Annotated in this window: 8 protein-coding genes; 3 read left to right on the top strand and 5 right to left on the bottom strand. The window is 73.2% G+C overall.

Annotated elements, in window-relative coordinates; translation table 11 throughout:
- Positions 1–183 (top strand): hypothetical protein (locus FDO69_RS41690; RefSeq protein ID WP_206338752.1); only part of this gene is annotated, 183 nt, incomplete at its 5' end.
- 33 nt (positions 184–216) lie between these two features.
- Here FDO69_RS41690 and FDO69_RS38720 read toward each other — a convergent pair.
- The gene (locus tag FDO69_RS38720) at positions 217–696 is read right to left on the bottom strand and encodes a MarR family transcriptional regulator (RefSeq protein WP_104788356.1); all 480 of its coding nucleotides are present in this window, start codon (positions 694–696) and stop codon (positions 217–219) included.
- Between the two features lie 64 nt (positions 697–760).
- Between FDO69_RS38720 and FDO69_RS38715 the strand changes: the two genes are divergently transcribed.
- Positions 761–1,600, top strand: a complete 840-nt coding sequence (locus FDO69_RS38715) for an alpha/beta fold hydrolase (protein WP_104788353.1) — start codon at positions 761–763, stop codon at positions 1,598–1,600.
- A gap of 56 nt (positions 1,601–1,656) precedes the next feature.
- Here the strand turns inward: FDO69_RS38715 and FDO69_RS38710 are convergent, their stop codons facing one another.
- The 3 genes from FDO69_RS38710 to FDO69_RS38700 form a co-directional block, all read right to left on the bottom strand.
- Positions 1,657–2,838: an aromatic ring-hydroxylating oxygenase subunit alpha gene (locus FDO69_RS38710; protein WP_104788350.1), complete on the bottom strand. Its 1,182-nt coding sequence runs from the start codon at positions 2,836–2,838 to the stop codon at positions 1,657–1,659.
- A 145-nt stretch (positions 2,839–2,983) separates the two neighbouring features.
- Positions 2,984–3,520: an AAA family ATPase gene (locus FDO69_RS38705; protein ID WP_234388286.1), complete on the bottom strand. Its 537-nt coding sequence runs from the start codon at positions 3,518–3,520 to the stop codon at positions 2,984–2,986.
- 134 nt (positions 3,521–3,654) lie between these two features.
- On the bottom strand, positions 3,655–4,185 hold the full coding sequence (locus FDO69_RS38700; RefSeq protein WP_104788344.1) for a GNAT family N-acetyltransferase: 531 nt from the start codon (positions 4,183–4,185) through the stop codon (positions 3,655–3,657).
- 181 nt (positions 4,186–4,366) lie between these two features.
- Here FDO69_RS38700 and FDO69_RS38695 point away from each other — a divergent pair, with 181 nt between their 5' ends.
- Positions 4,367–4,834 carry an SRPBCC family protein gene (locus FDO69_RS38695; protein ID WP_104788375.1) on the top strand — a complete coding sequence of 156 codons (468 nt, stop codon included), beginning with the start codon at positions 4,367–4,369 and terminating at the stop codon, positions 4,832–4,834.
- A gap of 49 nt (positions 4,835–4,883) precedes the next feature.
- Here the strand turns inward: FDO69_RS38695 and FDO69_RS38690 are convergent, their stop codons facing one another.
- Entirely contained in the window at positions 4,884–7,823 is a 2,940-nt protein-coding gene (locus tag FDO69_RS38690) for a hypothetical protein (RefSeq protein ID WP_104788341.1), read from the bottom strand.
- Between the last annotated feature and the right edge of the window lie 2 nt (positions 7,824–7,825).

Here is a 7,825-nt window from a genome sequence, read left to right as displayed (position 1 = left end):
AACTGCTCGCCGTCTGACACAACCGATCATGTGTTGCGACGATCCCTAGAAACCGCCCCGTGCGGGCGGGGCCTTTCGCGGTGGGGTCCGGGCGGACCGGGCGCCCTGTTGCGCGCCCGGCCGGAGCAGGTGCGGCGGCTGGAGGAGCAGGTGCGGCTGCACGTCGACCACGCGGCCGGCTGACCCGCCGTGGCACGCGTGAGGCGGGGCGGGACGTCACTGCCCCCCGGAGCCGTCCCGCTGCGCGCGTCGCCCGGCCGCGGCGACGTCCCGCATGGCCAGCAGGAAACGCCGGACCACGGCCAGTTCCGCTTCGTCGAAGGACCGCATCGAGTCGACCATCTCGTGGATCAGCGGCCCGAAGAAGGACCAGCCCAGCCGGACGGCCTCGTCCCGCACCACCAGCAGCACGCGCCGGCGGTCCTCGGTGTCCCGTTCCCGGCGCACCAGTTCCAGCCGCTCCAGCCGGTCGACCAGGGCCGTGGTCGACGCCGAGTTCACCCCCAACTGCGCGCCCAGCCACCCCGGCGTGGCCCGCACGCCCTCCCGGCCGGCGTCCAGCAGATGGATCAACGCCCGTACGTCCGTGGGATGGAGCCCGTTGCGGCCGGCGAACTCGGCCGCGAACAGGTCCAGTTCCATCGTCACGGCCCGCAGCAGATGCACCATGCGCAGACCGGGATCCTGGTCGTCCATGCTTCACTCCCCTAATATCTCGTTGGTCAAGAGTATCGGTGAACGAGTCATATGGGGCGGGGACATGAATGACACGGCAGCGTTCTCCAGGGCGTACGACGGCGTCCTGCGACGGTGGCCCGGAGACGTGCACGGCGTCGACGTCCCCACCCCTTACGGCAGCACCCGGGTCCACATCAGCGGGCGCGAGGACGGCGCCCCGCTCGTCCTGCTGCCGGGCGGCGGAACCACCTCGGCCGCCTGGTTCGCCACCGCCGGCGCCCTGGCCCCCGCCCATCGCATCCATGCCGTCGACCTCATGGGCGACATCGGCCGCAGTGTCCACGACGGGGCACCGCTGCGCGGCGCGGCGGACCTGACGGCCTGGCTGGATGCCCTCTTCGACGCGCTGAACCTGGACGGCGCGCACCTGTGCGGCCACTCCTACGGCGCCTGGATCGCCCTCCGTTACGCGCTGCACGCGCCCCGTCGGCTCGGCAGGCTCGCGCTGCTCGACCCGGTCAACTGCTTCACCGGCATGAGCCCGCGCTACCTCGCGCACGCCCTGCCGATGCTGCTGAGGCCCAGCGCCGAGCGGGTGCGTGCCTTCCACCGCTGGGAGACCGGCCGTGAGACCGAGGATCCGGTCTGGCAGGCGTTCCTGGGGAGCACCGCCACCGCCCGCCGGTCGAAGGTCGTGGCCATGCGGCGCCCCACGGCGCGGGAACTGGCGACCTGCACCGTCCCGGCCCTGGTGCTCCTGGCGGAACGCAGCCGCGCCCACGATCCGCAGCGTGCCGCGGCCGCCGCACGCCGGCTCCTGCCCTCGGCGAGCGTCGTCACCCTGCCCGGCGCCTCCCACCACTCCCTGCCCACCGAGCAACCCGCCGAACTCAACCGGCGGCTGCGGGAGTTCTTCGCCTGAGCCCCGCAGGTCCGCGTCCGCACCGCTAGGGGGTGCCCGGCGCCCCCGCCCGACCGCTAGGGGGTGCCCGGCGCCCCCGCCCGACCGCGGTCCTGCCCGGTGCACACCGAGGCGGCGCCGCACGCGGCGGCCCGGGGGCGGATGGGGACGCCGTTGGTGCGCAGCACCTCGCGGACGTCCAGGATCAGGGAGAACACCTCGCGGTTGCGGTCCCCGCCCTGCTCGTCCCAGGCCCGCTGTTCGGCCTCGACGGCCATCCGGTCCTCGGCGAACACCCGCTCGGTGAAGCGCCTGATGAGGGGCCAGGCCAACCGCAGGGCACCGGGAATGCGCGGCTTCTCGATCATGAGCAGGCCGAACGTGTGGCAGCGGCGCTGCTCGGCGTCCTCGGGCACGTAGGCGACCCAGAGGCGGAAGGCCGGCCGCTCGGCGTTCTCCGGGACCAGGTCGAGGGTCTGGTACGGGTACTCGGTGCGGATCGTCATGAGGTCGCGGGAGTCGCTGCCGCCGATCCCCTCGGCGGCCAGCAGGCCGGCCCCGCGGTTCCGCTTGCCCCCGGCGTGGCTGAACAGGTACCTCGCCTCCACCGACCGCTCGTCCGTGCGGGAGTCGAGCAGTTCGGGGTGGAGTTTTCCGACCACGCCCCGGTGCAGGAACTGGTGGTTCATGTCGAGGAGGTTCTCGTGCATGAACGAGTAGTGGCAGCGCACGGTCCGGGAGTACGTCATCGTCCTGTACCGCGGCGAGCCGAACGCCGGCAGGTCGGGCAGCGGAGCGGCGGCCGCCTTGTCCGGATCGCCGGGGAACACGAAGACCAGGCCGTACGCCTCGCGCACCGGATAGCCGCGCACGCCGCGCGGGGGCCGGCCGTCGCCTTTGGAGAGGTACGGGATCTGCGAGATGCGGCCGTCGCCGCGATAGGCCCAGGCGTGATAGCAGCAGCGGAGTGTCTCGCCCTCCACGACGCCCATGCTCAACGGCACCTGCCGGTGGGCGCACCGGTCCTCCAGCGCGTACACGGTGCCGCTCTGCCCGCGGTAGAGCGCGATGCGCTCGCCGGCGAACGCCGTCGCGAACGCCCGCTCGCGCCGCACGTTCTTCGACACGGCGACCGGATACCAGAAGTCCGGGTTCGCCCCGACGCGCCGGAGATCGACCATGCCCGTGCTCGGGTCACGGTGCGCCGCCGGCCACTCGGCCCCGGCAGTCAAGGCCCCGGCCTCGTCGGTCTCGGTCATACCTCTCCCTCGCGCGTACGGGCAGCGACAGCCGCACGTCCCCTCAGGCAGCACCGAGCTGCCGGTGCGGGCGCCCGGCACCGCCCATCCTCACCGCGCCGCACCGCGCACGCCCTGCCCGACGCGTACGGACGGGTGAGTCGCGCTAGCGGTCGATCTCGGGCAGAGCGGCCAGGCCCGTGTCGAGCATGATGCGGTCCACGGTCCGCGGCAGGGTGCTGTCGGCATCGATGACGGTCTCGATGCCGTCGGGCAGCAGATCCAGTTCGCGGTACCACTCGCGCAGCTGCGTCTCGCCGACCTCGTTCGCGATCGGCTTGCCGGCATGGCGGACGAGGGTCTGCTCGAACGGCACGTGCAGGTAGTAGGCGTGGATCGGCCCGCGGTGGTCGGCGCGCAGCCGGGTGAGCATCTCGCCGTAGTGGTCGGCGTACAGGATCCCCTCGACCACGACGTGGTACCCGGCGTCGAGGGCGTAGCGGGCCGTCAGGTCGATCAGACCGATGTTCGCCGCGCCGGGCCGGTCCCGCTCCCGCAGCACGACGCGGCGCAGGTTGTCCTGCCCCACCAGTGCCAGGCCCCGCCCGAACCTCTCACGCACCCCGGCCGCGACGGAGGACTTCCCCGCCCCGCTGTTGCCCCGCAGCACGACGAGCCGGGTCTCTTCGGTCCCCACTCTCATGGAAGGCACCCTACGAGGGACCATGACGGCGTTCGGGCACCGTCAGCACACCGGCCGGCAGGCTTCCTCCCGTGCGCAGCCCGTGGCCCCTTTCACCGCGCGCCGGCGGTGCCTGTCTCGCCATGCGCTCCACGTCAGGCCCGTACCAGTCCGCCGACCCACCAGTCGTGCGGCCTGCCGTCGTTGGCGATGCTGCGGTTGCGCAGCGTCCCTTCGACGGTGAAGCCCAGCCGCTCGGCGACGGCACGCGATCCGGTGTTGCCGGTCATGGCCCACCATTCGATGCGGTGGACGTCGAGCGTGGCCCACCCCCAGTCGCACAGCGCCCGCGCGGCCTCGACCGAATAGCCCCGGCCGCGCTGCTCCTTGACCGCCCAGTAGCCGAGTTCGTAGACGCCCGCGCTCACCTTGGTCAGGCAGTAGGAGCCGACGAGCGCGGCACTGTCCTTGCGGAACGCCCCGAGGACATAGTCCTTGTCGGCGGCCCAGCCCTCGGGCCACTCCTCGCGGACCCTCTTCTCGGCGTCCTGCCGTCCGAAGGGCACGGGCACCGGCGTGTAGAACTGGATGTCCTCGTCCTGGCAGGCGTCGTGCACCGCCTCCACATCGCCCGGCTCGAAAGCCCTCAGTATGAGGCGTCCGGTCTCGAGTGTCACTGGATCCACCGCGTCAGTATGAGCGCCGACCAGGGCCTGCGGCCATCGAATATCGCCACGGGATTCGTCAGCGCATGGTGCTCTGCGGGTGCCGGAGTCGTGTGGCCCGCCTAGTGTGCGAGGAGGTGTTCAACGACGGACAGGTCGGCGCGGGCGCCTGGTTCCCCCCAAGACGAGGAGCGTGGTCGGTGTGGCCCGGAACCGCCGGTTGATCCTGAGCTCGCCGTCCGAGGTCTGGGATCTGCTGTCCGACGGCCACCGCTACGGGGAGTGGGTCTCCGGCACGCAACAGATCACGGCAGCCGACCCGCACTGGCCCGAGGTGGGCGCCCGTCTGCAAGTCCGGGTCGGACTGGGCCCGTTGGTCCTGGACGACACCTGCGTCGTGCGCATCTGTGAGCCGGGACGCCGTCTGGAACTGGAAGCCAAGGCGGACCCGTTCGGCGCGGCCCGCATCGCCATGAACCTGATTCCCTGGGGTGAGAACACGCTCTTCGTCCTCGACTGGCATCCCCTGCGCGGCCCCGGCACCCGGATGCACGGGCTTCCGGTGGACTACCTCGTCTCGATCCGCAACGGCATGATGCTGACGAAACTGGCCCGGATCGCCGTGCGCGAGCACCGCGACAGCGCCGGCGGCGCACCGCGGAGCGGCTGAGAACGGCTGAGGGCCGGGGGCGGGGCAAGCGACCCACCCCGGCCCGTGGTCACTCCTCGTCACGCAGCCGGGCCGCCAGTGAGGTCAGTGCCTCCGTCTCCTCGGTGTGCCCCAGGGCGGTCAGGCGGACGACGGCCGCGTCCAGCCGGGTGAGGGCAGGCGCGGGACGCTCCAGATAGAGGCCCTCCACGACCCCCGCGAGGCGCACGCACTCGGCCCACTCGCCGGCCCGGTCGTCGTCCCGCCCCGGTTCGCCGAGCAGGGTGAGTGCCTTGTCCAGAGCCGCCAGGGCGTCCTCGTACGCGCCGGCGAAGGCGTTGACCCGCCCGTGCTCGTAGAGCAGGGCCGTGTCCAGGGAGCGGCCGTGGGCCTCGTACCCGGCGGCGCGGGCCTCGTCGGCGACCCGGCCGGCGTCGGCGAGGACGGCGAGGGCGTCGGGCAGTCCGTCCGCACCCTGCCGCTGGGCCTGGAGACGGGCGAGTTCACGCAGGGAGTTGCTGAGGTGCTCGTAGCGCGGGTCCTCGGCGTGGGCGGCGAGCGCCTGGTCGGCGGCCTCCCGGGCCCGGCCGAACTCGCCGGACTCGGCGAGGAGTACGGCCGTCTCCGCGGCGATCACGGCGTGGCTGCCCCGGTCGTCGTCCCAGCCGGCCGACTCGGCCGCGAGCGCGACGAACTCGGCCGTGGCGGCCTTGAGGTCCTCCCCCGTGTGCAGCGCTCGGGCGCGGGTCAGACGCAGCTGGGCCACGAGCCGGTCGTCCAGTTCTCCGGCGGCCACGTCCGGTTCGGCCAGCAGGGAGTCGAGCAGCGCGATGCAGTCCTCGACGCGGCCCAGGTCGAGGCTGAGCTGGGCGGCGTTGCTGTAGGTGCAGTACGCGTCGGTCCGATTGCCGTGTCGCAGGTCCAGCTCCGCCGCGCGCGTCAGGTGCCGCAGCGCCTCCTCGGGTCGGGCCAGGTGCATGCAGGCCTCGGCCAGGTCGGCGTGCAGGCGGGTGGTGCCGACCGCGTCGGCCGGCCAGTCGGCGGCCAGGCGCAATCCCTCGGCCAGATCCGTGTACGCGGCCTGGGCGTCCTGGAGGACGAGCCGGATCCGGCCGCGCAGTGCGAGCGTGCGGGGCAGGTGCCAGGCGGGGCCGTGCGCGGTCAGCCGGTCCAGGAGGGCGTCGGCCTCGGTGACCGCGGCGGGCAGGTCGCCGGAGATGGCGTACGTGGTGGCCCGCAGCAGGTGTGCGCCCGAGATCTGCCCGGCGATGTCGTGCCGGGCTGCGAACGCGCGGAGCAGGTCCGCCTCGGCGAAGACCGCCGCGACGTGCTCCTGGCTGCGGGTCGTCTGCAGCCGCAGGGCGAGCGCGGTCGCCCTCAGCCGCAGCAGGCGTGCCTCCTGGTGCGGGGTGAGGCCGGGTGTCTCCTCGTGCGTGCGGACCATGGACGCGTGGGCGTCGGTGAGGGCGGAGGCCTTCGCCTCGGGTCCGTCTGCGCCCTCCGCGAGGATCTCGGCGTTCGCGAGCAGGAGGCCGGCCCGGGTGAGCGCGGCGTCGCCCGGCGCGCCGGCGTCGTCGTACAGGGCCGCGGCCTCTTCGTTCAGGGCGGCGGCGTCGGTGAACCGGTCCTTCTCGTGCGCCCGGTTCGCCTCTTCGGCCAGCAGGTCCGCGCGCAGCCGGGCGACCGGTCCCACGGCCGGGTCGTCGGGGTGGGTGTAGTCGCGGGCGGCGGCGAGTGTGCGCAGCCGTGCCCAGCAGGCCCGCGCGTCCGGGTGGCCCTGCTCGTCCAACGCCCTGGTGCGCAGGATGAGTTCGGTGAGCGATTCGGGGACGGCGGGGGCCGGGCCGATGGCCGCCGGGGCAGCGGGGGCGGCCGGGGTCACGTCGTCGAGGCTGCGGGTGCGCAGGGTCAGCTCCAGGGTGTCCAGGAGCGGGGCGCGGTCCAGGCGGTCCCTGCGGCGGTCGGTGTGGGCCGTGGTTGTGTTGCGGGCGTCGAAGCGGGCGGCGAGGTCGTCGGCGCGGCTTCGCACCTCGGCGCGCAGGCCGGCGGCGGTCCAGGTGCGGCCCGCGTATCCGGCGGCGGGCAGCTCGCCGTGGCCGAGGAGCTCGACGCGCTGGAGGAGGACCTCCACGCCGGTGAGGAAGTCGAGTTGGTCGAGGGGCGAGTCCACCTCGTCGAACAGGTTGCGGTTCTCGGCGAGCAGTTCCAGGCCTCGGGCCTCGTTGCCGGTCAGCGCGCAGAACTCCAGGTGCCGGCCGACCTCTGAGGACATCGAGGGGTTGCGGCGGCAGCCGCGGTAACCGGCGAGGTGCAGTTCGCGGGCCCGCTCGGCGCGGCCGGTGCGCAGCAGGGGCAGCAGCGCGTACGACAGGGAGCGGGCGGGCTCCTCCTGGCAGGACTCCTGGCCGGCCAGGACGGGCTCCCAGGCGCGCAGGGCCCGTTCGTCGTCGCCCGCGGTGAGGTGGTGGCGGGCGCGCCGGCAGATCTCACAGGCCTCGCAGTCGCTGAGCCGGGTGCGGGTGCGGGCGGCCCACAGCTCGTAGGCGAGGGTGGTGTCCTCACCGACGTGGGCGGCGAGCTGGTACGCCTCCCCGTAGTAGGGCTGGAGGCCGAGGCCCGCCTTCTGGTAGCGGTCGCGCATCTCCGTCAGCCACTGGCGCAGGCTGGTCAGCGGTATCTCGGGCAGGGCGCGCAGGGCGTTGGACACCCACTTGAACCGCCAGAACAGCATGTGGCGCAGGCGCTCGTCGAAGACGTCGGGCTGCTCGTCGAAGAGGGTGAGCAGCCGCGCGAAGACGACGGGGGACTTGCGGGGTTCGGAGCCGTAGGTGTACGCCTCCTGCAGTTCGAGGAGCGCGCGGACGAGCGGGACCGGGTCCTCGAACTGCTCGGCGGCGTCGACGAGTTCCTCGGCGGTGACGGTGCGGGTGCGGCCGTAGGGGCGCCGCTGGTTCTCCTGGAGCGCCTGGTACAGCTCGTCGGTGTTCTGGGGGTGGGGTGCGGTGGGCATCG

It is taken from the genome of Streptomyces tibetensis, assembly GCF_007655005.1.
Taxonomy (GTDB): Bacteria; Actinomycetota; Actinomycetes; order Streptomycetales; family Streptomycetaceae; genus Streptomyces; species Streptomyces tibetensis.
This window is presented reverse-complemented; position numbering and strand designations above follow the sequence as displayed.

Bases quoted from the DNA above. Each gene is read 5' to 3' on its own strand.
- FDO69_RS38720 (WP_104788356.1), bottom strand. From the start codon at position 696: ATGGACGACCAGGATCCCGGTCTGCGCATGGTGCATCTGCTGCGGGCC.
- FDO69_RS38715 (WP_104788353.1), top strand. From the start codon at position 761: ATGAATGACACGGCAGCGTTCTCCAGGGCGTACGACGGCGTCCTGCGA.
- FDO69_RS38710 (WP_104788350.1), bottom strand. From the start codon at position 2,838: ATGACCGAGACCGACGAGGCCGGGGCCTTGACTGCCGGGGCCGAGTGG.
- FDO69_RS38705 (WP_234388286.1), bottom strand. From the start codon at position 3,520: ATGAGAGTGGGGACCGAAGAGACCCGGCTCGTCGTGCTGCGGGGCAAC.
- FDO69_RS38690 (WP_104788341.1), bottom strand. From the start codon at position 7,823: ATGCCCACCGCACCCCACCCCCAGAACACCGACGAGCTGTACCAGGCG.